We start from the raw sequence: 25,659 nt of genomic DNA, 5'->3' as shown, positions 1-25,659 counted from the left end.
CGACTTGCATGTATTAGGCACGCCGCCAGCGTTCGTCCTGAGCCAGGATCAAACTCTCCAATAAAGTTGAGTTGAATCATTAGCTTCAAGAAAAAGAATTGCTAGGCTCGTTCAACGCTTTCGCTGTTCAGTTTTCAAGGAACATTTTTTTACAACAACCTCTTTATTATATCAGGTTGTCAGATTGCTGTCAACAAGTTTTTGCATTCACATTCGCATTTTCTTGTCCAACAGCGACCTTATTAATCTACCACATTATATCGAGTATGACAAGTGGTAATTTTTGCGGTTTTCGGTGCATCCCTTCACACAAGAAGAGAACGAAAAGTAATATACCACCAAACCTTCTCGCATGCAAGTGAAAAAAATGGAAAACCGCCCGGCAATCCCGGACGGTTTTCCCTGCGTCTTCCTAGTCGCGAGCGCGCATATGCGGGAACAGCAGCACATCGCGAATGGACGGCGAGTCGGTCAGCAGCATCACCAGGCGGTCAATGCCGATGCCCAATCCCCCGGTTGGCGGCATGCCGTACTCCAGCGCTTCGATAAAGTCCTCGTCCATTTCGTGCGCTTCGTCGTTTCCGGCCGCCTTCTCCAACAGTTGGGCCTCAAAACGTTCGCGCTGGTCGATCGGATCGTTCAATTCGGTAAACGCGTTGGCGTGTTCGCGGGCCACGATAAACAGCTCAAAGCGGTCCGTAAAGCGCGGATCCTGCTCGTTTTTCTTGGCCAGCGGGGAAATCGCCACCGGATGACCATACACAAACGTGGGCTGAATCAGCTTTTCCTCTACTTTTTGTTCGAAGAACTCGTTGACCACGTGGCCAAAGGTATGATGCGGCTCCACGTCCACGCCGTGTTCCTTGGCGATGGCGCGCGCCTCTTCGTCGCTCATTTCCTTCCAGAAGTCTACCCCGACGTGTTCCTTGATCAGGTCGACCATGTGCACGCGGCGCCACTTCGGCGTCAGGTCCACCTCATGTCCCTGGTAGCGGATCTTGGTGGTCCCCAGCACCTCCTGGGCGATGTGTGCGATCATCTCTTCGGTCAGCTTCATGATGTCTTCAAAATCGGCATACGCCTGGTACAGCTCGATCATCGTGAACTCGGGATTGTGGCGGGTGGAAATGCCCTCGTTGCGGTAGACGCGGCCAATCTCGTACACCTTTTCCAGACCGCCAACGATCAGCCGCTTCAGGTGAAGCTCGATGGCGATCCGCATGTACAACTGCATGTCCAGCGCGTTGTGGTGCGTGATGAACGGACGGGCTGCCGCACCGCCGGCGATGGCGTGCAGCGTGGGCGTCTCCACTTCGAGGAACCCGAGGTTGTCCAAATAACGGCGCATCGAGGTCAAGATGCGGCTGCGCGTGATGAACGTGTCGCGCACTTCCGGATTGACGATCAGATCCACGTAGCGTTTGCGATAGCGGGTCTCGATATCTTTCAGACCGTGATACTTTTCTGGCAGCGGGCGAAGCGACTTGGTCAGGAAGGTAAGCTCTTTTACCTTGACGCTCAGTTCGCCTGTCTTGGTTTTAAACACGACGCCGCTGACGCCGATCAGATCGCCGATGTCGCAGAGTTCGAACACCTTGTAGGATTCTTCGCCCACCGTGTCCAGACGCACGTAGATTTGGATCTGGCCGGAGCGGTCCAGCAATTGGGCAAAGCTGGCCTTGCCCATCTCCCGTTTGGCCATCAGACGGCCGGCAATGGTGACGACATGTCCTTCCGCTTCCAGCTCTTCCTTGGTTTTGCCGCCGAAACGGTTGACGATGTCGGCCGCGTGATGGGTTTGTTCAAATTTTTTGCCGAACGGATCGATTCCCCATTCGCGCAGTTGGTTCATCTTGTCGTGACGCACTTGCAGCAGCTCGTGAAGGCTTTCCTGTTGCTGTTCTGCTTGCTGCAGGTCTTGCTCGTTGCTCATTGCTTTGTTCACTCCTCGCAAAAAACTCAATCGGGAAACGGGCGTCCGGAAAATAGCGATACGGCGTACCCTTTTTCTAAGGTACGCCTTGTGGTTCCGAATTACAAGTTAATGTCGAGAATCTCGTATTGAATGACGCCGGCCGGCACCTGCACGTCGACGATGGCTCCTTTGGCCTTGCCCAGCAGAGCCTGGCCCACCGGAGATTCGTTGGAGATCTTGTTGTTCATCGGATCGGATTCGGCGGAACCGACGATGGTGTACTCGACGATGTCGCCAAACTCCAGGTCTTTCAGCTTGACGGTGGAGCCGACGCTCACCACTCCGGTGTCCACATCCTCGTTGGTGATGATGCGGGCGTTGCGCAGCATTTTTTCCAGCGTCAGAATGCGCCCTTCGATAAAGGCCTGCTCGTTTTTCGCCTCTTCGTACTCGGAGTTCTCGCTAATATCGCCATAGCTGATCGCTTCCTTGATCCGCGCCGCTACCTCTTTTCGTTTAACCGTTTTCAAATCCTCAAGCTCTTGTTCCAGTTTCGCCAAACCTTCTGGTGTAAGAATCACTTCTTTTTCCGACATGGTTCAATTCCCCCGTTTACAGATAATTCCTTCGCACCTGGTAAAGTACAAAGGATTATATGTAGATGTTCTATACAATATACAGCTCGAACGTGCATGCTCATGAGGCTTCATAGGGAAAGCTGCCAGGTTGAACTGGCAGCTTGAGTCCTGATAATACGACGTATTATAGGATATGAAGGAACCCTTGTCAATGTCTGGGATGTTAATAGCTGACGGCTTCTTCCTGCACGGAGACGTCCGCTTCGTCGAGATCGTCGGCGTGGTTTTCCACCCATTCGACGTAGTCCATCAGGATGCGGCGCAGTTCCTCCTCCGTCTCCACGGCATTGATCAGGTTCTTGGTATGGGTGGCCCCTTTCAGGCCTTTCAGGTACCAGGCCGCGTGCTTGCGCATCTCCAGGACGCCGACGCGCGGTCCCTTCAAGGCGATCAGCCGCTGCGCGTGCAGCAGGCAAATCTCCACCTTTTCGCGGGCTGTCGGCTCCGGCGGCAGTTCCCCTTTGGTCAGGTACTGAACGGTGCGGTACAGCATCCACGGATTGCCCAAAGCGGCGCGGCCGATCATGACGCCGTCGCAGCCGGTCATGTCCAGCATGCGGCGCGCATCTTCGGGCGTCGCGACGTCGCCGTTGCCGATCACGGGAATGGAGACCGCTTCCTTGACGCGGCGAATCCAGTTCCAATCGGCTTTGCCCTTGTACATCTGCACGCGGGTGCGGCCGTGGACGGCAATCGCCTGGGCGCCCGCACGCTCCACCGCCTGGGCGTTTTCAATCGCGTACAAATGCTCGTCGTCCCAGCCCAGGCGCATTTTGACCGTGACCGGTTTGTCCACGGCATCGACGACCGCCGAGACGACCTCGTAAATCTTGTTCGGGTCCAGCAGCAGCCGGGCGCCGGCGTCGCAGTTCACGATCTTGGGGACCGGACAGCCCATGTTGATGTCGATAATGTCCGCGTTGGTATTCTTGTCGACATACTTCGCCGCTTCCACCAGCGTTTCCTTGTCCCCGCCAAAAATCTGCAGGCTCAACGGCTTTTCCCGTTCGTCGACAAACAGCATATCCATCGTCTTCTTGTTGCCGTGCACGATTCCCTTGTCGCTGACCATTTCGGCACAGACCAGACCGGTGCCGAACTCTTTGGCGATCAAGCGGAAAGCGGGATTGCACACCCCGGCCATCGGCGCAAGAACGACGTTGTTTTTCAGTTCGATGTTACCGATTTTCATCTATACTCAACCTCCTTTTCCCGCAAGGTACAGGTGACCTCTGCGCCGCATACGTGCGCGGGCGGGTGATGCGGAGAGCGTCAGACCCATCCAAAAGGTCATTTATTATTTATAGCACATAATTCTTCGTAGTCCACCTGTAAAGTGCTGGCGATTTTGCGCAGCACCGGTTCGGTCGGCGTGCGGGTGCCCCTCTCCAGTGAACCGACAAACGACAGGGACACGCCCATCTTGTCGGCCAGGGTTTGCTGCGTGTACCCCTTCAGCTTCCGGAATGACCGAATGCGATTGCCCAATCGATTGTTCCCCATTTTCGTACCCCCTTGTCATCCTGCGGCAACAACCCGAGAAGGTCTTCGACGGTCCGGCCGAATACGGGAAGCGGCCCTCCCTCCCAGACGTCGCGCAGCGGGATCAGGACAAATGCCCGCTCCGCCATCGCCGGATGGGGAATGACCAGGTGTTCCTGTTTCACCGCTTGGCGGCCGTACAGCAGCACGTCAATGTCGATCGTGCGCGGCCCCCAGCGGACGGTGCGCACCCGTCCCAGTTCCCGTTCCACCGCCAGCGCTTCCTCCAGCAGTTTTTCCGGGGACAGGTCCGTTTCCACCGCGACCGCCATGTTCAGGAACGCGTCCTGCTCCACGTACCCGACCGGATCGGTTTCGTACACGGGCGAGACCCGCACGACGCGGATGCCCTTCCGTCCGTTTAGCTTCTGCACTGCCTGCCGCAAGTTGTCCGCCCGGTCCCCCAGGTTGGAACCGAGGGCGAGATACGACCGTACCGTCATGCGTTCCTGTCCTCTCTTCTGCGCGTCATCTCGATGGCAACCGAGTCGTACTGGCCGTTGATGGGCGGGTTGGGCTTCGTCACTCTCACGGTCACTTCCGCGATCGGAAACGACTGCAGCAGTTGGCCGGCAATGCGGGCCGTCAACGCTTCCACCAGGTTGTATCGCTCTGTTTCGACGATTTTTCGAACACAATCAAAGATATCGGCGTAATTGACCGTATCGTTTAGATCGTCGCTGGCTCCGGCGCGGGACAAGTCCAACGACAGCACCAGATCAACGTAAAAGCGCTGTCCAAGCTGCGCCTCCGCCTCGAAAACGCCGTGATAGCCGTAAAACGACATGCGGTTGAAGTAGATTTTATCCAACAGGGAGGCCTCCCTTGCACATCGCGTCCATCATCGCGACGACGCGCTTCATTTCCTTGACGTCGTGCACCCGGACGATGTGGCAGCCCTTCGCCACGCCCAGGGCAACGGTGGCAGCCGTACCCTCCACCCGGTCATGAACCGGCAGGTCGAGCACCTTGCCGATCATCGATTTGCGCGACGTGCCGAGCAGCACCGGATAGCCGAGCGCGACCAGATCGTCCAGGCGGCGCATCGCCTCCAGGTTGTGGTCCAGCGTTTTGGCAAACCCGATCCCCGGATCGAGGATGATCTGCTCGTCGCGGACGCCAGCCTCCCGCGCGATGCGGACCGATTCCCGCAGATCGCGCACCATGTCGCTGAAGAAGCGGGTGTAGGCCATGTCCTCCCGGTTGTGCATCAAAATGATCGGAACATCGTAGCGCGCGGCAACCTGGGCGATCCGCCGGTCCCTTTTGGCTCCCCAGACGTCGTTGATGATGTGGGCGCCGGCTCTGATTGCCTGCTCCGCCACTTCGGACTTGTAGGTGTCAATGGACAGCGGGACCGGCACTTCCTCCACCAGCGCGCGGATGACCGGCATGACGCGCTCCAGCTCTTCCTCCAGCCCTACCTCCGCAGCGCCGGGACGCGTCGACTCCCCGCCGATGTCGATGATGTCCGCTCCCGCTTCCACCATCGCGAGGGCCCGGGCAACCGCCTGATCCAGGTCCACGTAACGGCCGCCGTCGGAAAACGAGTCGGGCGTCACATTCAAAATCCCCATCACCAGGGTCCGCTGTCCCAACGGCAGCACGTAACGGCCGCAGACCAGCTCCCGGCGCTGCTGAAGCTGCCGACGCATGGCCATCAGCTCCCGCACTTCCTCGACCGCTTCCCGCAGGCCGCCTTCCTGATCCGGCAGACGGTGCATCAGGCCCTCCAACTGGCCTCGCGTCGCCTGGATGATGACGTCGGACAATCCGGACGCAGCCGGATTGTCGAGAACGACCGCATCGCCTCCGCACGCCTGTACGCTTGTCCGCAGCAGTCCTGCAGCCGCCAGCGCCAGCCGCTCCAGGTGGATCAACAGCGGTTCTCCCGCATCGGCCAGCCGCGCCAGGTCGGACTCGCTCACGTTTCGGCCGGACAGTTCCGCCGCCAGTTCGGCCCGGCTCCGGCCATGTATCACGAATGGATTGTGCTTCATCTGCCTAGCTCCCCTTCACGTTGCCATGACAAGGTGGCATGTTGATTGATAGCATACCATACTTACCCACCGGACGCTACCGATTCGCGGTAGGCGCGGCGCAGGGCACGGGTGTGTTCCCCGTACGGAGCCGGCACCGGTCGGCCGTCGATTTCACTCACCGGCACGATCTCCTGCACCGAGTTGGTCACAAACACTTCGTCCGCCTGCACCAGCGCATCCGGCCGGTACCATCCCTCTTCCGCGAGGATGCCGAGCCGCCGCGCCAGGTTCAGCACATGCCGCCGCGTCACGCCGTCGAGAATGCCTGTCTCCGTGGAAGGCGTGTACAACCGGCCGTTCGTCACCCAAAACAGGTTGCTGACGATGCCTTCCGCCACATAGCCGTCCCGCGTCAAAAACAGCCCTTCCACGTCCGGCTGCGCCCCCAGCTCCAGGCGGGCCAGCGCGTTGTTCAAATAGTTGTGCGATTTGAATCGCTGATGGCCCTCCGCAGTCTGGCGCGGTACGGACAGCGTCTGCAGCTTCTTGGGTCGGGGCGGTTCCGCCAGGGGCGGCACTTCCTTGGCAAAGATAAACAGCGACGGCCGCGCGTACCCGTCCGCCGCCAGGCCGACTCCCTCCGGACCCGCCGTCACGCTGAGCCGCACATACGCGTCTTCCAGCCCGTTGGCGTCCGCCGTCCGCAGGATCGCGTCGGCCAGTTCCTCCGCCGTCCACGGCGCTTTGATGCGCAGCGCCAAAAGCCCGGAGCTGAGCCGGGCGTAATGGTCGTCCCACAGAAAGAGGCGTCGCTGGTACACGCGCACCGTTTCAAACAGGCCAATCCCGTACAGGAAACCGTGATCCAGGACGGACACCGACGCCTTTTCCGCAGGCATGATCGTTCCGTTTACGTAGACATGCATCGCGCTCGCTCCCGAAAATCCGTATTCGAGAGCATCATACCACATTTCTACCCGTTCAGCGCTCCTTCCGCGACCCGTTTGCGGTGAACCACCCGGGAGATGGTGACGGAGAGCTCGTAGAGGACGATCAGCGGCACAATCACCAGCACGTCGGAGACGAAGTCGGGCGGCGTGATGGCAATGGAGACGACGCAGAGCAAAAAGTAGGCCGGCTTGCGCATGCGGGCCAGCCGGTGCGGGTTGAGCAGGCCCAGATGGCTGAGAAACAGCACCGCCACCGGCAGTTCGAACAGGAACCCGAACGGCAGACAGATGTTCAGCATGAACGTAAAGTAGTCGTTGGCTGTAATCACCAGGTCAAAGCTGCCGTTGGACAGTCCCAGGACAAAGCGGTACATCATCGGGAACAGCACGAAATAGGCAAAGCCCAAGCCGAACAAAAAGAGCAGAAACAGGGCGGGAATGTACATCAGCGCCACCGTTCGCTCCCGCTCCGTCAGCGCGGGGACGACAAACCGCCACGCCTGGTACGCGGCGATCGGAATGGTGACGGCAACCGCGCCTACCCCGGCCAGCTTGAGATAAATGGCCAAGATGTCGCCCGGCCCCAGAACCGCCAGCTTTTCCGTCGCGCGGCTGGCCAGGAACCGGTAGATATGGTCGACAAACAAAAAGCACGTCACCAGGCTGACGACAAACGCAGACAAAACGATGATCAGGCGGCGGCGCAGGTCGGTCAGGTGTTCGAGAAACGGCATCTCCTGGCGCACGCGTATCCCTCCTCCACAAGGCGACATGGTAAGCCACGCTACAGGGAAAAAGGCAGTGCGCACGGGACGCACCACCTTTTTGTGCCGGATGGCTGACTTGATTCACTTCAACGCTTCTCCCCGCTGTTCGCGGAGACGTCCGGACCCTTCGCTTTCTTTTCCTCATCGTCGTCTTTGGTCAGGTCCCTGGCCGCCGACTTGAACTCCGTCAGCGTCCGGCCAAAGGCGCGGCCGATCTCCGGCAGCTTGCTCGGCCCGAAGATGACCAGGGCGATGATCAGGATCAAGATGAGCCCGGGGATGCCGATGCTGGATAACATGTCAGGCTACACTCCCTCGCGGATTAAAAGCCGGTGATGGCAATGACGCCGGGCAGAGCGACCGCGCTGCCGCCTTTCGGCCAGTGGCTGGTCGGCCGGTCGTAGGACGTCAGGTTTTCCCCCGGATGCTGCACGGAGAGGAACAGCGTCGTTTCGTCCGGCGTAAACCACGGGCCGGTCATCTCCGCGCCGACCGGTGCAGAAGCGAACTGCACCGCTTCCCCTTTGTGGGCACCGGAGGTCGGGATGAAGTAGACGCCGTTGTTGCCGAATGTCGTGTAGATGCCGCTGTTCATGGACGACGACGAGATGTCGGTCACCACCCAGAGGTTGCCCGCGCTGTCGAACGCCAGGTTGTCCGGTGCGGCAAAACCGCTCTGCGGACCGCCGGCGGCAAAGATTTCAAAGGTAAACGCGGTGCCGGCATGATTGCCGTCCTTTTCAAACAGGCGGACGATCTGGCCGTAGAAGTTGCCGTGCTTGGCGTTGTTCGTCATCGAGATAAAGACGCTGCCGTCGATCGGATGCACCTCGACGTCTTCCGGACGGTCCATCGGGGTGGCACCAACGGCTTTGGCTGCATCGCGGCAGTTGACCAGCACGTCGACCTGGGAGGCAAACAGCGGTTTGCCTTCGCTGTCGGCTGCCTTTTGCAGCGCCTCGTTGGAGGCATAGTCCAGCGCGATCCATGCGCCCTTGCCGAAGTTGGCCACGTACAGCGTACCTTCTTCCAGCAGCCTGGAGTTGTGTTTGCCCGCTTTCGGGTCGAACGTGCCTTTGGAGACGTATTTGTACACGTATTGGTCGTTGGCGTCGTCGCCCATGTAGACGACGAGCTGTCCCGTCGGAGCGATCACCATGGCCGTGTTTTCATGGGAGAAACGGCCCAGGGCGGTATGCTTTTTCGGCGTGGAATTCGGATCAAACGGATCCACCTCCACCACCCATCCGTAGTGGCGGCTGTCCGGCAGCTTGCAGTCGTTCACCACGTCCTGGAAGTTCTCTTCGCAGGAGAGGACGGTGTTCCACAGCGTCACGCCGCCGGAGCAGTTGGCGAACGTGCCGGTGACTTCCTTGGCGATGGACGCGGCCGGACCGGTCAGCACGTGTTTGGTCAATCCGCTGACGCGGCGGCCGTACGTGGAGTCGCTCACCAGCTTCCACCTGCCGTTTTCCTTTTTCACTTCGATCACGGAACCGCCCAGCGCATACAGGTACTTCCTGATTTGCTCCGGAGTCCGCTGGTTGTTTTTCGGATCGGCGTTGAGCGCGTCATAGCCGGTGACGTAGTATTCCAGTTCGCCCAGATACTCGTGATTGACCCACAGGAGGCCGTGGTCCGCCCTGCCGTCAATCGGCAGGAAACAGGTGAAGTCGGCGTTGAAGCCAAACGTGTCGCCAGCCTTGTTGATTCTGTCGCCGTAGACGGCCACGACGTCGTATCGGAATCCGTCGGGCAGCACCACGTCGTCCTTGGTGGTCGGCTGGATCGGTTTGAATTTGGGGGAAAACTTGTGCGTTTTCGCCTCCAGCCCGAACAGGTGGTCAGCCGTTTTGCCAGAGATCGATTCTCCTGCCGCCAGCGCCGGAATGCCGGTCGCCAGAGAAGCCAGGGCTGCCGTACCCGCACCGAGATACGTCAAAAACTGTCGACGATTCACGTCCATTGCACGTTCGCTCCTTTACTCGGATCTTTACGGATCTTTTACGTCGATTGTACAAGCGGATCGTCGACACACGGTTAATTCTGGATAAATATTGTGTTAATATTTGGTTTTTTCGAGTGCGCCGCGCGTGCTGCATGATGAACGGCGAACCGGAAAAAGGGGCAGATGGAACGCAAACGTTCACCTGCCCCGCCTTGCTGCATCGTCCCGCCGGTATGATCGGCCGCTGCCTGCACGCTTGTTCAACGAACAGCTTTCTTTCCCCTTTCCAGATAGGTTTCCCCAAGCGTACCGCCACCCGGACGCAAATAATCCTCCAACCGGATCTCTTCGTATCCGGGGATGTTGATTCGCAGGTACCGCATCGGCTCACTGCCCAACGGAACGGTACAGTCCAAGCCCATTTTCGACCCGACGCCGTCCTTGGTCGAGGGGTCCAGCCTGGACGACTGCGCCCCATGCACCACGACCAAATCCCGCTCGGCCTGAAAGCGGGTGGCGACGGCCCATTCCACCTCTTCCATGTTGAAGATGTCAACGTCTTCATCGACGACGACCACATGTTTGATGTCAAAGCTGTTGGCCAGTGCGGCAACGATGGCGTTTTTCCCTTCTCCCTCGTTTCTTTTTTGGATGGACACCACCGCGTGGTAGCGGCACGTTCCACCGGGGCTCATATGGACCGCCTTGACGCTCGGAACCGTTTGCCGGATCGTTTGGAACAGGCTCGCCTCCCGCGGAATGCCGCCGAGCAGCAAATGTTCATACCCCGCCGGCACAATCGTGTAAAAGATGGGATGGCTGCGATGGGTCACGGCTGTAATTTCGACGACTTCCTTGTCGCTGCGCGGACCGTAGTACTTGGGAAACTCGCCGAACGGCCCTTCCGGTTCCCGAACGTTCGGGAGTATCCGGCCTTCCAGCACAATCTCCGCATACGCCGGGACGTCGATGTCGACCGTCTCGCACCGCACCACTTCGAGCGGTTCGCCGCGAAGCGCACCTGCGATTTCCAGTTCGTCCACCCCAAACGGCGTACTCGCCTGCGACGCCAGCAGCGTAGCCGGATCGACGCCGATGGCGATTGCGCATTCCAGCGGTCTGCCCGCTTCCTCCGCCTGTTTGTACAGATGAAAGGTATGCCGGGGCAGGAGCAAAACCCCCAGGCGGTTTTTCCCGGAGACCTGCAGACGGTGGATCGACACGTTCTGCTTCCGGGTAACAGGGTCGCGAACGATAAACAGGCCGGCGGTGATGTAGCTGCCCGCGTCCTTCTCATGGTGCACGGGAATCGGAAGCATCCGCATCAGATCGATATCGTCCAGCCGGATGTGGTCCTTTACGGGAGCGTCCTCCTTTTTTACCTGCCGGCAGGGAACGGGGGAGGCGACCGCCTGCGCAAACTTGGGGATAAGGCCGTACGGGTCGGTTTCCAACGCTTCCGCAAATTGTTCCCGCGTCGAACATATCCCCGAAACCACAGGCACCTGGTAATCGTCCACCTGTGAAAAGAAGACCGCTTTCCTGCCGTCCAGTTTTTTGGCCAACGCGGCAAGCTCAAACCGCAGGCTGACCGGTCTGTCAATGACGGCCAACCGGTCCTGCGCCTGCAGGTATTCCAGCCACGTGCGAAACGTCTTTGCTCTCATCAACGATCAAGCCTCCGATCCCCTCACCATCATCATGCTTCCGTTCACCATCGGCCCCCTCCTGTTCGCTTACACGGATACCGGTTTGCCAAAGATATCTCTCAGCCGACGCTCAAACATTTTGGTCAAGCGCTCGCGTCCCCGAACCTCAGGCGGCGTAGGGTATTCCCGTCCATCCACGACGACCGGCTGATCATATCGGATCAGGATGTGCGGCAGATATTCGTCGTACAACGCGCGGATGCGCCTGGCATGCGCCGGGTTGCGGGCAAACAGCTTCAGCATCCGAAGGCCGAACCCCACGTGACGTCCTTCATCTTCCTTGATCCGGGCAAACCCTTCGCCTAATCCCGGCAGCAGCCCTTTGCTGCCGAAGACGGCTTCATACACGTCGTAACCGGTCATGGCCTGAACGCCTTCGATGATGCCCTGGTAGTGGGTCAGCCCTTCCACCAACGCCGCCTCGCGTTCCTCGGGTCCCTGCTCGAGCGCGGCCAGCATCTTTTTCACACGTTCATCGAGCTTCTGCTGCACGATGTTTTTTACACCGGAAATGCGCTCACGCCCGAACACTTCCTTGAAATACCGCATGAAAAACTCGGTATGCTTGAATTCCTCGAGCAGTTGGGTACTGAGAAAAGCCTGCTGTTCCGTGGAAGAACCCAGCATGATCCATGGGCAGAACTTTAGTGCCACGTTTTCTTCCGCATCCAGAAACCCCGTGCAGAAATGAATGAGATACCCTTTCAAATCCTCGTCGAGAGCCGCAAAGTCTTGCTTGTCTTGGCTGAGGTCAATGGCCGCCGGATCCCAATTGCCAAACCGGATGGCTTTGCGGTACAGATCCCATGCGACTTCGTCCGTTGTCTTGTCCAGGCTGGGGATGAACTCATCCGTCGTGTCTTGATGAAAATGGCTGCTCATGATCGCATACCTCCCGAAAATGTTATCAGATGATGATCCGCTGCACCGCCGATCAAAACGCTCGCCGTAACAATTCCCTTACTTCCTGTTCGGTCGGCTGGCGCGGATTGCACGTCATCATGCCGCTCTTGAATGCGTCTTTGGCGATCGCGGGGAGCTTCTCTTCAGGGACACCGACGTCACGAAGCCGGGTGGGCAGCCCGATATCTGCAACCATCCGGGCGACAGCCGCCGAAGCCTCTTCCCCTCGTTCCTCCCTCGGATTCGCCTCCACTCCCAACAGTCTCGCAAGCTGTGCCGCCTTGTCCGGACGCGCGGGGGCGTTGAAGGCGACCACATGGGGCAAAAGCAGCCCGATGGCAATCCCGTGAGGAACGTGGCAATGCCCGGAAAGCGCACTTCCAATCGCGTGGGCAAGCCCCAGAAATCCATTGGTGAAAGCCATGCCAGCCAACAGACTGCCATGCGACATCCCGATGCGCGCTTCGACGTCAGATCCGTCATGAACCGCACGGCGCAAGTGGGCATTCACCGCGGCGATCGCTTCCATGGCCAGAGCGTCGGATGCGGGGCGTGATCGCACGGAAAAGAACGTCTCGATTCCATGCGCCAGCGCATCAATCCCGGACGCGGCCGTCATTTTGGCGGGCAGGCTCACGGTCAATGCCGGATCGACCAGGGCAATGGTCGGCGCCATGTGCGGACTTGTCACGGTCACTTTCACGTGGTTATGCCAATCGGAATAGACCCCAAACATCGTGACTTCGCTGCCTGTGCCCGAAGTGGTGGGAACGGCAACAAGCGGGACTGCCGGAGCCATTGGGACACGGTTCACGCCCGCATAATCGGCAATGCTTCCCCCGCAGGACGCGACAACCCGCATCCCCTTGGCCGCATCAATCGGACTTCCGCCGCCGACCGCAACCAGACAGTCGTACGGTTTTGCGCGAAAGACCGCCGCCCCGCGATCGATCGTCTCCAGACCGGGATCGGGCTCCACTTCCGTATACAGGTCGAACGCAATGCCCGCGGACTGCAGCGACCCCACCAGTCCATTCAGCAGGCCTGCCGCTTCCACGCCTTTGTCCGTCACCACAAACACGTTCGTGACCCCCAGATGCTGCAGTCGCTCTCCGAGACGGGAAGCCCTGCCGTACCCAAACTCGATCAACGTGGGGAGGTGAAAGGAAAAGGCAAAATCCGTCCCCTGAACCGTTTGACTCAAACGCATCGTCTCGCTCCCTCCTTCCTGATCCCGGCATTACTCGATCTCGAAGTGGATATGCTTGGTCTCGCAGTATTCCATCAAGCCGTCAATGCCCCGCGTACGCCCCAAGCCGCTCTGTTTGTAGCCGCCGAATTCCGCCTCGGGAAAGTTTTTGTTGTACGTATTGATCCAAACGGTTCCCGCTTTGATGCCCTTTGACATGCGCAGCGCCCGGTTCACATCGGAGGTCCAGACGCCCGCCGACAAGCCGAAGTCGGTATCGTTGGCCAAGGCCAGCGCTTCCTCCTCGCTGGAAAAGGTCTGTACGGCCAGAACCGGACCGAAAATTTCCTCCCGCACGACACGGCAGGAGGGCGGCAGATCATCGATAATCGTCGGCGCAAAGAAGTAGCCCTTGTCATAGTCCCCGCCCTCCAACCGATAACCGCCCGTAATGATCCTGCCCTCGCGGCGGCCGATTTCACAGTATTCGGCAATCAGATCCAGTTGGGTTTGGGAAATCACCGGTCCCATGTCTGTGGATTCATGCAGTCCGTTGCCAACGCGGAGACGTTCGGCATAGTCCTGCAGGCGGGATACGACCTCATCCTTGACGGCCTCGTGCACCAGGAGCCGGGAGCCGGCCATGCAGATCTGGCCTGCGGAAATAAAAATGGAGCGTCCAATCAGGGGAATCGCTTTATCCAAACGGGCGTCCTCAAACACCACGTTGGGAGATTTGCCCCCCAGTTCCAGCGCGAGCTTCTTGATGTTGCTCGTGGCCAGTTCCATGATCGTCTTTCCGGTCGAGGTATCTCCGGTAAAACTGATCATGTCGATTTTCCTGCTTCCTCCCATGGCTGCTCCGATCGAACGGCCCGGGCCGGTGACCATGCTGACGATGCCTTTGGCGAACTGCGGGATTTCGTCAATCAGTTTCACGATCTCCACGGAAATGGCCGGTGTCAGGCTGGCCGGCTTTACCAGCACGGCGTTGCCCGCAGCAAGCGCGGGGGCCAATTCGCGAATCATCAGCAGCGCCGGCCAGTTCCAGGGCGAGATGATGCCGACCACGCCGATCGGCTCCTTGGCAATCACGCCGAAATTCCCCGGCTCCAGTTGGATCGAGCGGCCGAACACGGCGCGCGCCGCACCCGCGAAGTATTTCAAGGTGTCCACGCAGCCGGCCAGTTCAAGGCGGGACTCGCGGATGGTCTTCCCCTGCTCGCAGGTCAGCAGCACGGCCAGGCGCTCCAGATTCTCTTCGATTTTGTGCGCCAATCCGAGCAGCGCCTCATAGCGGCGTTTGGGATTGCAGCCCCAATCGCTGTGCTGGAATGCCTGGTACACCGCGTCGATCGCCTGCTCCACGTCTGCAACGGTGGAGTTCTGCGCGCAGCCCACCAATTCGCCGGTGGCCGGGTTATACGACTCCAACCGCTCTTTTGTGGAAGATTCCGTCCATTCTCCCCCCACGTAGTTGTAGTACACAACAGGTTTTTGTTCCGTTACGGCAAACATGCGTCCCCTCCGTCTGTTGTCAGATTGGCGAACGGACACCATCAGTCCATACTCTCTGAAACAGGTTCGCCTCCACTTGAAACTGGTTACACGTCTGTTGCCCGCCCTGCTTGCACCGGATTCCGCCACCGGATCAGTCGAACTTCCCTTTTGTTTCCGGGATGACCAGACTGCCAATCAGATACAGGACGAACACCCCGATGGAAAAGTACATCAACGAATAGGGGATGTCGGCTGTCGTTCTGCTGGCCAGCGAGACGAACGTCGGCATCATTCCCCCGACCGCAAACCCCATGTTCCAGGACAACCCGGTTCCGCTGGAGCGGATCACGGTCGGAAACCGTTCGTTGAGAAAAATGAGGATGGGCGCATACGCCGCATTTCCCAGAAACGCCAGGGCCAGCGCGTAACACGCAATGGCCGGCAGGGATGCAGCGTCTGCCAGTCCCAAATAGAGGAAGGGCAGAACAAGCAGGTTGAGAACGCCGATGAACATGAATATCTTCTTCCTGCCGAACACGTCGCTGAGCGATCCGAACAAGACCGCCGATATGATCGCCATCACGCTGGCCCCCATGAGCACCATCGAGGAGGTCCCGCTCGGCAGCTTGTTGATGACGCTGAGAAACGTCGGCAGGTACCCGGAGGTCAGGTAATAGGCGGTGCCGCCTCCGATGACGAGCAGCAGGTTGACCAGCAAAACCGTGAAGTACTGCGAAAAGACCGTTCGCACCGGCGAGACCACCGGCTTCGCGGCTCCTGCCGACTGTTGTTTCGACTGCATCCACAGCGGAGACTCCTCGAGCGCTCGAAAGACAAACAGACCCAGGACCGAACTGATCAGTCCGGTGAAAAACATGAACCGCCATCCCCACTCGTGAAAGGCCGGCCCCGGAAAAGCGGCAGAGACCAGAAAGTACACGATGGAAGCCAGCAGGGCTCCCAGGCCGGCCCCTCCTCCTCCGACAAGACCCGACATGAATCCGCGCCACTTCGGGGGAACGGACTCGGTGCCAATGGTGTGTGTCGAAGCGACCACGCCGCCAACAAAAATCCCCTGGACCAGCCGCAGTATGATGAACAGCACAGCCGCCGACGCTCCAATTTGCTGCACGGTCGGCAGCGCTCCGAACAGCGCGGTGGAGATGCCCACCCCGGTCACCGCAACAATCATCGCCCGCCTCCGACCGTGCCGGTCTGCATAGGAACCGAACACCGCGGAGCCGATCGGCCGCATCAGCAGGGTGACGGCGAACGACGCATACACGGCCGCCAGGGAGAGCGTGGGAACGTCTGCAGGAAAGAACAGCGTGCCAATCACGGGAGCTACATACAGAAGGATGAACAAGTCAAACAGATCCAAAGACCATCCCAACAGAGATGCCACGGACGCCGTGACCATCTGTCGGCGGCTGATAACGACGTGGGTCGCGTTATCAGCGGAAAGCGCGCTGGTGCCGTCAACCGTCGACATTTTCTTCCCTCCTTCAACGTATGGGTGATACATGCCAGAAATGGATGGGGTACTGCCGGCTCCCGATGATCGTGTCCCTGACACGCCGCCAACCGGCCGGACCGTACGTCACCTCCTTTTCTCCCCGCCCGGAAATTGCAAGCATTTCCCTATTCGTCCACTGCCGGAAGCGCGTCAGATTGGCCAACCGCAATGTGCGTGATCCAGAAATGTAAGGGGTTTCAATTTGCGGGATGAGCATTGGGCGTGGACGCGATGCGGGCGAAAGAATGCATGATTTAATAATACGAATTTTCTGAAATAGTCATTTTCAAGATCATATCAACCTATCTTTTATATTTTTGCTCACCCTGGCCGGTTGGGCTGCGGAAAGGACGGTTCCGGCAGTCCCATTGTCGAAACGTAAAAAACCGCCCGAGTGGATCGGGCGGTTTCGCATGCTCAGCGTCTGTATCTATGCGTTATCCTGCCGTGTGTCTCGCGTACGTGTCCAAGAAGTTTTGCAGGAGCTGTTTGCCGTGCTGGGTAATGATCGACTCGGGGTGAAACTGCACGCCTTCGATCGGGTAATGGCGATGGCGCACGGCCATGATCTCCCCTTCCGCCGTCCGCGCGGTCACTTCCAGCACGTCAGGCAGGCTCGCCTCCTCCAGAATCAGCGAGTGGTAGCGCGCCGCCGTGAACGGGGAGGGAATGCCGCGAAAGATCGTCTGTCCGTCGTGAAACACCTCGGACGTCTTGCCGTGCATCAGCCGCTCGGCGCGCACGACCTTGCCGCCGAACACCTGCCCGATCGACTGATGGCCCAGACATACGCCCAGCATCGGGATTTTGCCGGCGAAATGGCGGATGGCCTCCATGCTGATGCCCGCCTCATTGGGCGTGCACGGCCCCGGCGAAATCATCAGGTAGTCCGGCGCGAGGCGCTCGATCTCCTCCAGCGTGATCTTGTCGTTGCGGACGACCCGCAGCTCCTCGCCCAGCTCCCCCACGTACTGCACCAGGTTGTAGGTAAAGGAATCGTAGTTGTCAATCATCAAAATCATACGCTCAACTCCTCTCGACTCGCCTTTCTCTGCTCACTCAACTCCAATGCTTTCCACAACGCTTCCGCCTTTTTCAGCGACTCGGCGTACTCCGCCTCGGGACGGGAGTCGATGACGATGCCCGCTCCCGCCTGCACGTGGGCCATGCCGTCCTTGACCACCATGGTACGGATGGCGATGTTGACCTCCACGTCGCCGTTAAACCCGAACCAGCCGATCGACCCGGTGTAGACACCCCGTTTGACCGGTTCCAGCTCCTCGATGATCTCCATCGTCCGCACTTTGGGCGCACCGGTGATCGTCCCGCCGGGAAACGCGGCCGCGACCGCGTCAAACGCGTCTTTTCCCTCCGCCAGCTCTCCTTCCACATGGGAGACGATGTGCATGACGTGGGAGTACTTTTCCACGACCATGAACTCGCTCACCCGCACGCTGCCGTACCGGCATACCCGGCCGAGGTCGTTGCGCTCCAGGTCGACCAGCATGACGTGTTCCGCCCGCTCTTTCTCGTTCTCCACCAGTTCGCGCACCAGTGCCTCGTCCTCCGCGTCGTTATGCCCCCGCGGGCGCGTGCCGGCGATCGGCCGGGTGCTGACTGCGCCGCCCTTTACCTTGATGAGCAGCTCCGGCGAGCCGCTGACCAGTTGAAACTCGGGGAAGTGCAGGTAGCCCATGTACGGCGACGGATTCAGCTTGCGCAGTACGCCGTAGACGTCCGCTGCCGCCACCCGCATCGGTTTGCTCTGCCGCACCGAGAGGTTCACCTGGAACACGTCCCCTTGGGCAATGTACGCCTGCACGCGGCGCACCGCCTCTTCAAACTGTTCCCGGGCAAACGACACCTGGGCCGGGGTGGCCGACTCCAGCGGCCGTTTGCGCAGCGCGTCCCAGTCGGTGTCGTCCGCCTCCGCGTCCCGCGTCAGGGATGTAAGCTCGCGGGCCCGGCGTGACAGGCGCTCCGCCGCGTCGCGGTACGAATCTTCCGTCAATCCGCTCGTCGGCAGGTGCGTCAGGCAGAAGCATTCCCGCGTCGCATGATCAAAGACAAGAAGGTCTTGCACTATCATAACATACAGGTCGGGCAGCCGTAAGTCGTCTGCGGCGATCTGCGGCAGGGTCGGTTCAAAAAAACGGTTCATGTCGTAACTGAGGTATCCCAACGCGCCGCCGCAAAAGTCGGGCAGCCCCGGCACAACCGGCGTCCGGTAGCGGGCCAGCAGCTCGCGAAGCGCAAACAGCGGGTTTTTCCCTGTAATCCGTTCGGTTTGGCCGTCGGCGAACGCGACCGTGGTTTGCAGGTCCTTGCTCTGCATCACCGCGACAGGCTGCCAGGCGAGGTAGGTAAAGCGGCCGGCTCGTCCGCTCTCCAAGAGCGCCGCCCCCTCCAGGGAGGGCTGCAGGGCCTTCAGCAGTTCCCACGGGTCCAGGTGGTCCGGCCAGGCGAGGCGAACGGCGAGCGGGACGTACGGATACTCGCCGGCATACTTCTGGATGTCGGTAAAGGATGGCAGGATCAAATCAATTCACGCTCCGTCATTCTGCATTTTCGCCTCCAGCATACCACAACCACCGGGGACTTTTGGCGGCTACTTATTGGCTGCGCGGAGCGAATCGCATGCAAAAAGAAACGCCGACCGCAAGCCGACGTTTCGTTCCGTCCTATTCTTCAAACTGATACAGCGGGGTGGACAGGTAGCGTTCACCGTTGCTCGGAATGACCGCCACCACTTTTTTGCCCCGGCCCAGCTTCTGCGCCACCTTCAGCGCGGCGAAAATGGCCGCACCGGAAGAAATGCCGCCGAGAATCCCTTCGTTGCGGGCGACGCGTCGTGCCGTTTCGAAGGCTTCCTCGTTTTCTACCTTGATGATCTCGTCATACACATTGGTGTCCAGAATCGCCGGGACAAAGCCGGCACCGATGCCCTGAATCTTGTGCGGGCCCGGTTTGCCGCCGGACAGGACGGGCGAGGCGGCCGGTTCCACTGCGACAATGTGGACATGGGGGTAATGTTCGCGCAGCAGTTGACCGACGCCGGTGATCGTCCCGCCGGTGCCGACGCCGGAAATAAACGCGTCGATCCCGCCGATTTCTTTTGCCTGCTCCAAGAGCTCCCGACCGGTCGTCTCCCGGTGCACTTTCGGGTTGGCCGGGTTGTTGAACTGCTGCGGCATGAAATAGGAAGGATTTTCCCGCACCAGCTCTTCCGCCTTGCGAATCGCGCCGCCCATGCCTTCGCTGCCCGGTGTCAGCACCAAGTCTGCTCCGTAGGCGCGCAGCAGATTGCGCCGCTCAATGCTCATCGTCTCCGGCATGACCAGGATGGCGCGGTATCCTTTGGCCGCCGCCACCATGGCCAGGCCGATCCCGGTGTTGCCGCTCGTCGGTTCGATAATCGTGTCTCCCGGTTTCAATTTGCCTTCCGCCTCGGCGGCTTCGATCATCGCCAGAGCAATCCGGTCCTTGACGCTGCTGCCCGGATTGAAAAACTCCAGCTTCAGGTAAATGTCGGCCATATCAGCGCTGACGACGCGGTTCAGCTTCACCAGCGGCGTATACCCGATCAGGTCCGTAATGGAATTGGCGACACGCATTGTGTCCATCCCCCTTTTGATAACCGAGTAAAATACTAGGTTTTATTGGCATAATTATAACAAGGTATGCCCAGCCGGTCAATGAGGCATTTGCCCAGACACCTGGACGCCGACCGCTTTCCGCAAACGCTCCAGAACGACATCCAGGGATTCCACCTGGGCGAGCGCCATCTCCCGGCGAATCTCGTCCTTGGCCTGTTCAAACGTCACCTGTTCCGCTTCCCTGCGATCCACGATCCGGTAGATGGCGAACGTTCCGTCGATCTCCACCGGTTCGCTGTTCACCTGCATCCCCAGCGACGCGATCACCTCTTTGGCCGCTTCCGGAAGCCGGGAATCGTTCAGCGTCACCCACCCTGCGTCGCCACCGTTGGCCGCCGTCAGCGAATCGATGGACCGCTCTTTGGCCAGCGTCGCGAAGTTGGCGCCGCCGTTCAGTTCGTTCAGCACCTGCTGCGCCTCGCCGCGGGAGGCGACCACGATCTGCAGGAGCCGCACCTGCATCGGCCGGGCGTAGCGCTCCGGATGGCTGCTGTAAAAGGCGAGCAGCTCCTCGTCGCTGATGGCGATATCCTTGATGGCCAGCTCCTGCAACAGCAGTTGGTAGGCAATCTCCTGCCGCAGCGCGTCCAACGTGGTGCCGGCCTGCTTCGCCAGCGCCTCCCGAAACTCGGCGTCGGTGCGGCTGCCGTAGCTCTCACGAATCTGCGCCAGCTCGTCCTCCACCCGCTTGGGATCGACTGTGACGCCCAGCCGCTTCGCTTCTTGAAAGACCACTTCCCGGTTGATCATGTCCTCCAGGACCTGCTGTCCGTACTTTTGTTTGAGCATCGCCACCCAGTCGGCTTCGCTGATCGTCCGCTCCCCGACGACCGCCGCCGGGTGGAAGGCGGCGGACGATCGGTACCAGGACCAGCTCACGACGAGCAGCAGCACCACCAGCGCTCCGATCAGCGTCCACAGCGTTTTGGCGTTCGTCACACCTTTCCCTCCCCCAAGACGGGTTTACATCTCCTGCAGAATCTCCTCCAGCGCCGCTTTATCGTAGTGGTAGCGCTCGTTGCAGAAATGACAGTGGACCTCCGCTTCGCCCTTCTCTTCAATCAGGGCCGTCATTTCCTCCCGGCCCAGGCTGACCAGCGCCTGGCTCACTTTTTCCGGCGAACAGGTGCAGCGGAACTGAATGTCGGTCCGGCTGAGAATTTTCGGCTCGTCCACCACGCGCGCCAGAATCTCCTCCGGCGTCAGTCCTTCCCCGATCATGCGGGAGACCTGCGGGAGCTGCCCCAGACGCTCTTCGATCTGGCTCACCACCTCGTCCGGCGTACCCGGCATGAGCTGCAGAATAAATCCGCCGGCAGCCAGCACGGAGCGATCTTCCGGGTTGACCAGCACGCCCACGCCGACCGCGGACGGGGTTTGCTCCGAGGTGACAAAGTAGTAGGTGAAATCTTCGCCGATTTCACCGGAGACGATCGGGGAACTGCCCTTGTACGGCTCCTTCATCCCCAGGTCCTTGACCACGTACAAAAACCCGTCGGTGCCGACCGCGCGGGCCACATCCAGTTTGCCCTTGTCGTTCAGTTCGAAGTGGACGTGCGGGTTGGTCACGTACGCGATGCCTTCCCCGTGGGCGTTGGCCTCGGCGATAATCTGCCCAATCGGCCCGCCCCCTTTTACTTTGACGGAAAGCCGCTCGTCTCCTTTCAGCATGGCCCCCATCATCAGGGTGACGGTCAACGTCCGCCCCGCGGCCGCCGCCGCCGTGTTCCACATGTCGTGGCGGCGTCTCATTTCTTCCACAATGCCGGTCGTCCGGGCGGCAAACGCGCGCACATGCCCGTCAAACCCGGTCGCCCGTATCAAATAATCGCTCATGCAGCGATCCTCCTTTTGCCATGACGTCTGCAAGAAGTAGTGTACCACAAGAGAACCGGTACCGTTCAAGCCGAGGGGTGCAGCGCGGAGCACGGACAGAAAAAGGCGACGTTTGGGGCGTTTGGTGGGGGCGGCGAATAGGGAAAGCGGCAGCTTCCCGCCCAATCCGGGCAGTATTTAGCATCCCTGCGGTACACGCTGTGGACCGGCGGCTTGGCCAGTGAGTGCCCCAACAAGCCGGACAGGTGGTATCTCCCAACAAAAAACCCCTCGGCGAGCGAGGGGATGCGTTTTGTATAGAAGCGCTGTCATGTCAGGTATTCTTTCAGCACGCGGGAACACTTTTGCTTGCGCAGCCGATCGATGGTGGTCGCCTCGATCTGGCGGATGCGCTCGCGGGTGAGGCCGAACATCCTGCCCACTTCCTCCAGCGTGTAGACCTGGTCGTCGTACAGGCCGTAGCGCATGGCGATGATCTCTTGGGCGCGCGGGCTGAGCCGTTCCAGCGCGGCCCGCATGTGGGCACGCAGATCGATCTTCTCGATCCAGTCCTCCAGCGACGCCTCGCCGTCATCCACGATCTCCGCGTAGCTCAGGCATTCGTCATCGTGTTCAAACGAGTTCGGTTCGTCGTCCAGTTCAGCATCAATCGATTCCATTTTCAGCATCAACGCATACTCGATCGCTTCCACCTTTTCCACGGGGATGTCCAACCAGGCGGCAATTTCCTGCCGCTCCGGCGTGCGGTTCAGCATGTGGGCCAGGTGAATCACCTGCTTTTGATACTGCCGAATCTGCTCGTGCATGTGAACGGGAATGCGGATCAGCGTGCCTTTATCGTTAATCGCGCGGGTGATCGCCTGCGAAATCCACCAGTGTGAGTAATGGTAGAGACGGACCCCTCGGCTCACGTCAAACTTGTCAATGGCGGTGAACAGGCCGATCGTCCCTTCCTGAATCAAGTCCATAAACGGCATGCCCTTTTTCAAATGGCGCAGGGCTGTGCTGACCACATAGCGCAAATAGGCCCGCACCAGCGTCTCACGGGCGTTCAAATCGCCGTCACGCTGATAGCGAACCAGGCAGTCCAGCTCTTCCTCTTTGTCCAACATGGGTGTTGCAGCGACGTTTTCCAGAAACAGCAGGGCTGACGTGTCGGACCGCAACGAGCGGGGCACGGTTATTCCCAACTGCTTTTCGACTTCCCGCCAGCGACGGGGAGTAGACTGGAAAGTGGAGGTACTCACAGTCATATGCAACCCTCACTTCTCTGGAATGGATATTCACGTTGAGGTTCAGCCAGGTGTTCTCGGATGCGTTACTGTATGCGTATTTCGACAAAGCCTGGGCAATTCCTCCCTGTTTACAGAATATTAACGTTAGTATATGCAAATAGTTGATGGAAGCGCTGCCATTTTTAGGTCGAGCCGACTTTGTTTCTTTACATAAAAAACATCCCGGAAAGACGGGATGCATGGAGAAAAAAGTCGAAGATTGGCGATGGTCACGAAGGCGGCATTACCGCTTCAACTCCTCGACGCTGACGACGGGAAAAGCGTGAGCGGGCATCACCGGCAGAAACGGACGTTCGTCGACGTACGCGACTACCACATGGGAGGGGCCCACCATTGTTTTCGGGGCAAGCCGGAGTTCCTCTCCCCGCTCGGTCACTACCGCAATCTGCAGATGGCCGCCGGACGGACGCTCTGCGCCGGTTACCGCCTGCTCCAGGATCAGGGCGGCTCCGTCGTACCGCAGCCGGAGCTGCAGGTCTTTGCGCCAGGAACGAAAGTCGACGTAATGGCGAACAAACCGCAGCGGATCGGTAGTGACGCTGTCGGCGGCAGGCACGTAGGCGCTTCCTTCCCGGCGATAGCCGCCGTTCTCCCGCATGCGCTGGTCAAAGCGGAGCAGCGCCTCTTCCTCGACCAGATCAATGACGCCCTCTGTCTTCAACACCGGCTCGACCGCAAAGGTAGCGTGATGGTTGGCCAGTTCCAACAGCGTTTTGACTTCCGTTTTTTTCTGCATGGCGATGTCGGCGTCGACGACAAACAGACCGACCAGCAGAAATAACAGCAGGGCCGAAATGGACAGCACATTGATGCCCGTAAGCCTCCCCTCCCTTCCGAAACGGTTCGGCAGCCATTTCCCATGGGCGCCGCCATTCTATTGGGCTGACCGCCTCATTCGCAGACCGATTCATAAATCGTAATCCATGATATTGATCGTCCCGTACCGCTCGACCCGCATCGTTTCGCTGCCTCCGGGAAGCAGTTCGGTCAGGCGGGGATAGGGGACTTCCACCTGCAGCAAAAATTCGTCTTCGTGACTCCACAATACCGGATCGGCCGCCCGCGTTCTGGTGATGCGGACGGACAGATCTCCGTCCGGCAGGGAAAACGATTTTTCCGCCAGTTCCCGCGAGACAAAGGAACGGACGTCAGCCATCACTTCCGCATCGCTGCCGCCCCCGTGATTGCTGACGTATTTGGCGGCGGCAGCGCTCACCTCCAACAATTCGTTATGCGTCTGCACCACGGTATGAATCTGCAGGATACCCAGTGGGACCAGCAGAAGCACCATCACATTGAGAAGAACCGCCACGACTTGTCCCATCAGCCCGTCCCAAACCGCGTCGCGTTTTCCAGCAGGTCCCCGAAAAACCGCGTGCAGGCCGAAAGGAGGTTGTCGGGGCCGCTCAACAGCAGGTGAACGGTTATGGGCAGGACGATCACCATCAATGCAAGCACGGCAATGATTTTGTTCACACTACCACCCCGGATCGAAATATTCGGAGGGACGGCTGCCCGTAAAAAAGAACGCGGCATTGCCTTCCGCAAACTGATTCAACCATTGAGCGACACGGGAAGGCCGAACGGTGAGGGTAAGCGTGACCATCTCGTTTCGCTCTTTTAAGGCCCGCTGCTGTTCCGCTTGCGGCCAGCTCCCCGCAAACACGTCTCCCGTCACATCCCAGCCCAGCTCCGCCATCTTTTGCCGGTAGTAATCGGCAAGGGCCGGATCGAGATAGCCGATATCCTGCATGTCATCCAGCACATCGGCGAAAATTCCGCGTGCGATCGCTCGTTCCATCGCGTACATCTGGCAGGCGGCGACGGCGGAAAACAGCACAATCATGACAGACAAGCAGATGAGAAAAACCTTTGTCTTGACCATCACAGCCGGTCAGCGATCGCCCATTTTTTAATGAAAGCTGAACGTCGCTGCCCTGAACACCCTTTCCTGTTGGGTTTGTTTCAACTGTTTCGGGGGGTCGGTCCCCCATATGAACGCGCACAGGCTGCCAACCATGACCAGGATGATGAGAAACGCCTGAAGATTCAGCATCAGTTGCTGGTATACGGAGTGCCGTCCTGCATTTGGAACTGCACCCGTTCACTTCTGGTGTCGTATTTGAGCGAGCTGACCGAATTGTTGATACGTTCCGCCGATTGGTTGGCCGATGGGCTGAGTTCGTTTCCGTAGGAACTGACGCCGATGCCAAGCACCATGACGCACGCCAGGAAGATGAAAAACATTTTGGACATGAGAAACACTCTCCTTCACATGATTTGATCAGGTTTGATTGACAATCTGCAGGACGA

At 59.3% G+C, this 25,659-nt stretch carries 27 protein-coding genes and 1 rRNA gene; all 28 read right to left on the bottom strand.

Annotated features, from left to right (window positions below; genetic code table 11):
- Positions 1–64: ribosomal RNA gene (locus FOI68_RS16350) — 16S ribosomal RNA — on the bottom strand; the annotation flags it as partial.
- Positions 65–412: 348 nt separating this feature from the next.
- Positions 413–1,933, bottom strand: coding sequence for a lysine--tRNA ligase (gene lysS / locus FOI68_RS16345; protein WP_143863747.1), 1,521 nt, complete (start codon positions 1,931–1,933; stop codon positions 413–415).
- A gap of 101 nt (positions 1,934–2,034) precedes the next feature.
- A complete protein-coding gene (gene greA / locus FOI68_RS16340; RefSeq protein ID WP_029097947.1) occupies positions 2,035–2,511 on the bottom strand; it encodes a transcription elongation factor GreA in 477 nt (158 codons plus the stop codon).
- A 205-nt stretch (positions 2,512–2,716) separates the two neighbouring features.
- The gene (dusB, locus tag FOI68_RS16335) at positions 2,717–3,745 is read right to left on the bottom strand and encodes a tRNA dihydrouridine synthase DusB (protein WP_029097948.1); all 1,029 of its coding nucleotides are present in this window, start codon (positions 3,743–3,745) and stop codon (positions 2,717–2,719) included.
- Positions 3,746–3,843: 98 nt separating this feature from the next.
- Positions 3,844–4,056, bottom strand: a complete 213-nt coding sequence (locus tag FOI68_RS16330) for a helix-turn-helix domain-containing protein (protein WP_029097949.1) — start codon at positions 4,054–4,056, stop codon at positions 3,844–3,846.
- On the bottom strand, positions 4,008–4,538 hold the full coding sequence (gene folK, locus FOI68_RS16325; RefSeq protein WP_044898853.1) for a 2-amino-4-hydroxy-6-hydroxymethyldihydropteridine diphosphokinase: 531 nt from the start codon (positions 4,536–4,538) through the stop codon (positions 4,008–4,010). Before folK ends, FOI68_RS16330 begins: the two co-directional genes overlap by 49 nt.
- Entirely contained in the window at positions 4,535–4,906 is a 372-nt protein-coding gene (gene folB / locus FOI68_RS16320; RefSeq protein WP_029097951.1) for a dihydroneopterin aldolase, read from the bottom strand. The genes folK and folB overlap by 4 nt, the downstream gene beginning before the upstream one ends.
- Complete coding sequence (gene folP / locus FOI68_RS16315) at positions 4,899–6,095, bottom strand: dihydropteroate synthase (protein WP_143863746.1); 1,197 nt, start codon at positions 6,093–6,095, stop codon at positions 4,899–4,901. The genes folB and folP overlap by 8 nt, the downstream gene beginning before the upstream one ends.
- A gap of 62 nt (positions 6,096–6,157) precedes the next feature.
- Positions 6,158–7,003 (bottom strand): aminodeoxychorismate lyase, encoded by an 846-nt coding sequence (pabC, locus tag FOI68_RS16310; protein WP_143863745.1) that lies wholly within the window; start codon positions 7,001–7,003, stop codon positions 6,158–6,160.
- Positions 7,004–7,050: 47 nt separating this feature from the next.
- Entirely contained in the window at positions 7,051–7,773 is a 723-nt protein-coding gene (gene tatC, locus FOI68_RS16305) for a twin-arginine translocase subunit TatC (protein WP_143863744.1), read from the bottom strand.
- Positions 7,774–7,880: 107 nt separating this feature from the next.
- Positions 7,881–8,093 (bottom strand): twin-arginine translocase TatA/TatE family subunit, encoded by a 213-nt coding sequence (gene tatA / locus FOI68_RS16300; protein ID WP_029097955.1) that lies wholly within the window; start codon positions 8,091–8,093, stop codon positions 7,881–7,883.
- A gap of 23 nt (positions 8,094–8,116) precedes the next feature.
- Positions 8,117–9,760 (bottom strand): PhoX family protein, encoded by a 1,644-nt coding sequence (locus FOI68_RS16295; RefSeq protein ID WP_044898854.1) that lies wholly within the window; start codon positions 9,758–9,760, stop codon positions 8,117–8,119.
- A 242-nt stretch (positions 9,761–10,002) separates the two neighbouring features.
- Complete coding sequence (locus FOI68_RS16290; RefSeq protein WP_143863753.1) at positions 10,003–11,409, bottom strand: UbiD family decarboxylase; 1,407 nt, start codon at positions 11,407–11,409, stop codon at positions 10,003–10,005.
- A gap of 69 nt (positions 11,410–11,478) precedes the next feature.
- Positions 11,479–12,333 carry a R2-like ligand-binding oxidase gene (locus tag FOI68_RS16285; protein ID WP_029097957.1) on the bottom strand — a complete coding sequence of 285 codons (855 nt, stop codon included), beginning with the start codon at positions 12,331–12,333 and terminating at the stop codon, positions 11,479–11,481.
- 52 nt (positions 12,334–12,385) lie between these two features.
- A complete protein-coding gene (locus FOI68_RS16280) occupies positions 12,386–13,564 on the bottom strand; it encodes an iron-containing alcohol dehydrogenase family protein (RefSeq protein WP_065067622.1) in 1,179 nt (392 codons plus the stop codon).
- 30 nt (positions 13,565–13,594) lie between these two features.
- Positions 13,595–15,061 carry an aldehyde dehydrogenase family protein gene (locus FOI68_RS16275; protein WP_143863743.1) on the bottom strand — a complete coding sequence of 489 codons (1,467 nt, stop codon included), beginning with the start codon at positions 15,059–15,061 and terminating at the stop codon, positions 13,595–13,597.
- Positions 15,062–15,194: 133 nt separating this feature from the next.
- Positions 15,195–16,535, bottom strand: coding sequence for an MFS transporter (locus tag FOI68_RS16270; protein ID WP_029097960.1), 1,341 nt, complete (start codon positions 16,533–16,535; stop codon positions 15,195–15,197).
- A 461-nt stretch (positions 16,536–16,996) separates the two neighbouring features.
- Complete coding sequence (pabA, locus tag FOI68_RS16265) at positions 16,997–17,581, bottom strand: aminodeoxychorismate/anthranilate synthase component II (RefSeq protein ID WP_044898859.1); 585 nt, start codon at positions 17,579–17,581, stop codon at positions 16,997–16,999.
- Positions 17,578–19,098, bottom strand: a complete 1,521-nt coding sequence (locus FOI68_RS16260; protein ID WP_370512135.1) for an anthranilate synthase component I family protein — start codon at positions 19,096–19,098, stop codon at positions 17,578–17,580. The genes pabA and FOI68_RS16260 overlap by 4 nt, the downstream gene beginning before the upstream one ends.
- 142 nt (positions 19,099–19,240) lie before the next feature.
- On the bottom strand, positions 19,241–20,173 hold the full coding sequence (gene cysK, locus FOI68_RS16255) for a cysteine synthase A (RefSeq protein ID WP_035296697.1): 933 nt from the start codon (positions 20,171–20,173) through the stop codon (positions 19,241–19,243).
- Positions 20,174–20,251: 78 nt separating this feature from the next.
- Complete coding sequence (locus FOI68_RS16250) at positions 20,252–21,154, bottom strand: peptidyl-prolyl cis-trans isomerase (RefSeq protein WP_035296696.1); 903 nt, start codon at positions 21,152–21,154, stop codon at positions 20,252–20,254.
- A gap of 24 nt (positions 21,155–21,178) precedes the next feature.
- Entirely contained in the window at positions 21,179–22,051 is an 873-nt protein-coding gene (hslO, locus tag FOI68_RS16245; RefSeq protein ID WP_029097965.1) for an Hsp33 family molecular chaperone HslO, read from the bottom strand.
- Between the two features lie 308 nt (positions 22,052–22,359).
- Positions 22,360–23,304: a sigma-70 family RNA polymerase sigma factor gene (locus FOI68_RS16240; RefSeq protein WP_035296694.1), complete on the bottom strand. Its 945-nt coding sequence runs from the start codon at positions 23,302–23,304 to the stop codon at positions 22,360–22,362.
- Positions 23,305–23,569: 265 nt separating this feature from the next.
- Positions 23,570–24,133 carry a hypothetical protein gene (locus FOI68_RS16235; RefSeq protein WP_143863751.1) on the bottom strand — a complete coding sequence of 188 codons (564 nt, stop codon included), beginning with the start codon at positions 24,131–24,133 and terminating at the stop codon, positions 23,570–23,572.
- Positions 24,134–24,253: 120 nt separating this feature from the next.
- Positions 24,254–24,670 (bottom strand): hypothetical protein, encoded by a 417-nt coding sequence (locus tag FOI68_RS16230; RefSeq protein WP_035296692.1) that lies wholly within the window; start codon positions 24,668–24,670, stop codon positions 24,254–24,256.
- The gene (locus tag FOI68_RS23565; protein ID WP_162836733.1) at positions 24,670–24,822 is read right to left on the bottom strand and encodes a hypothetical protein; all 153 of its coding nucleotides are present in this window, start codon (positions 24,820–24,822) and stop codon (positions 24,670–24,672) included. The genes FOI68_RS16230 and FOI68_RS23565 overlap by 1 nt, the downstream gene beginning before the upstream one ends.
- A 1-nt stretch (position 24,823) precedes the next feature.
- Positions 24,824–25,192: a hypothetical protein gene (locus FOI68_RS16225; protein ID WP_238550912.1), complete on the bottom strand. Its 369-nt coding sequence runs from the start codon at positions 25,190–25,192 to the stop codon at positions 24,824–24,826.
- Positions 25,193–25,401: 209 nt separating this feature from the next.
- Entirely contained in the window at positions 25,402–25,602 is a 201-nt protein-coding gene (locus FOI68_RS16220) for a hypothetical protein (protein ID WP_029097970.1), read from the bottom strand.
- Between the last annotated feature and the right edge of the window lie 57 nt (positions 25,603–25,659).

The organism is Brevibacillus sp. LEMMJ03, assembly GCF_007197875.1.
In the GTDB taxonomy this organism is placed as follows: domain Bacteria; phylum Bacillota; class Bacilli; order Brevibacillales; family Brevibacillaceae; genus Brevibacillus; species Brevibacillus thermoruber.
The sequence above is the reverse complement of the archived record's forward strand: the minus strand, read 5'-3'. Positions and strand labels throughout refer to the sequence as shown.

Coding starts and splice junctions, on each gene's coding strand:
- folP (WP_143863746.1), bottom strand. CDS start 6,095: ATGAAGCACAATCCATTCGTGATACATGGCCGGAGCCGGGCCGAACTG.
- dusB (WP_029097948.1), bottom strand. CDS start 3,745: ATGAAAATCGGTAACATCGAACTGAAAAACAACGTCGTTCTTGCGCCG.
- FOI68_RS16285 (WP_029097957.1), bottom strand. CDS start 12,333: ATGAGCAGCCATTTTCATCAAGACACGACGGATGAGTTCATCCCCAGC.
- FOI68_RS16230 (WP_035296692.1), bottom strand. CDS start 24,670: ATGGGACAAGTCGTGGCGGTTCTTCTCAATGTGATGGTGCTTCTGCTG.
- FOI68_RS16225 (WP_238550912.1), bottom strand. CDS start 25,192: ATGATTGTGCTGTTTTCCGCCGTCGCCGCCTGCCAGATGTACGCGATG.
- greA (WP_029097947.1), bottom strand. CDS start 2,511: ATGTCGGAAAAAGAAGTGATTCTTACACCAGAAGGTTTGGCGAAACTG.
- FOI68_RS16270 (WP_029097960.1), bottom strand. CDS start 16,535: ATGTCGACGGTTGACGGCACCAGCGCGCTTTCCGCTGATAACGCGACC.
- FOI68_RS16330 (WP_029097949.1), bottom strand. CDS start 4,056: ATGGGGAACAATCGATTGGGCAATCGCATTCGGTCATTCCGGAAGCTG.
- FOI68_RS16295 (WP_044898854.1), bottom strand. CDS start 9,760: ATGGACGTGAATCGTCGACAGTTTTTGACGTATCTCGGTGCGGGTACG.
- FOI68_RS16240 (WP_035296694.1), bottom strand. CDS start 23,304: ATGACTGTGAGTACCTCCACTTTCCAGTCTACTCCCCGTCGCTGGCGG.
- hslO (WP_029097965.1), bottom strand. CDS start 22,051: ATGAGCGATTATTTGATACGGGCGACCGGGTTTGACGGGCATGTGCGC.
- pabC (WP_143863745.1), bottom strand. CDS start 7,003: ATGCATGTCTACGTAAACGGAACGATCATGCCTGCGGAAAAGGCGTCG.
- FOI68_RS16275 (WP_143863743.1), bottom strand. CDS start 15,061: ATGTTTGCCGTAACGGAACAAAAACCTGTTGTGTACTACAACTACGTG.
- cysK (WP_035296697.1), bottom strand. CDS start 20,173: ATGCGTGTCGCCAATTCCATTACGGACCTGATCGGGTATACGCCGCTG.
- lysS (WP_143863747.1), bottom strand. CDS start 1,933: ATGAGCAACGAGCAAGACCTGCAGCAAGCAGAACAGCAACAGGAAAGC.
- FOI68_RS16290 (WP_143863753.1), bottom strand. CDS start 11,409: ATGAGAGCAAAGACGTTTCGCACGTGGCTGGAATACCTGCAGGCGCAG.
- tatA (WP_029097955.1), bottom strand. CDS start 8,093: ATGTTATCCAGCATCGGCATCCCCGGGCTCATCTTGATCCTGATCATC.
- FOI68_RS16220 (WP_029097970.1), bottom strand. CDS start 25,602: ATGTCCAAAATGTTTTTCATCTTCCTGGCGTGCGTCATGGTGCTTGGC.
- FOI68_RS16280 (WP_065067622.1), bottom strand. CDS start 13,564: ATGCGTTTGAGTCAAACGGTTCAGGGGACGGATTTTGCCTTTTCCTTT.
- folK (WP_044898853.1), bottom strand. CDS start 4,538: ATGACGGTACGGTCGTATCTCGCCCTCGGTTCCAACCTGGGGGACCGG.
- pabA (WP_044898859.1), bottom strand. CDS start 17,581: ATGATTTTGATGATTGACAACTACGATTCCTTTACCTACAACCTGGTG.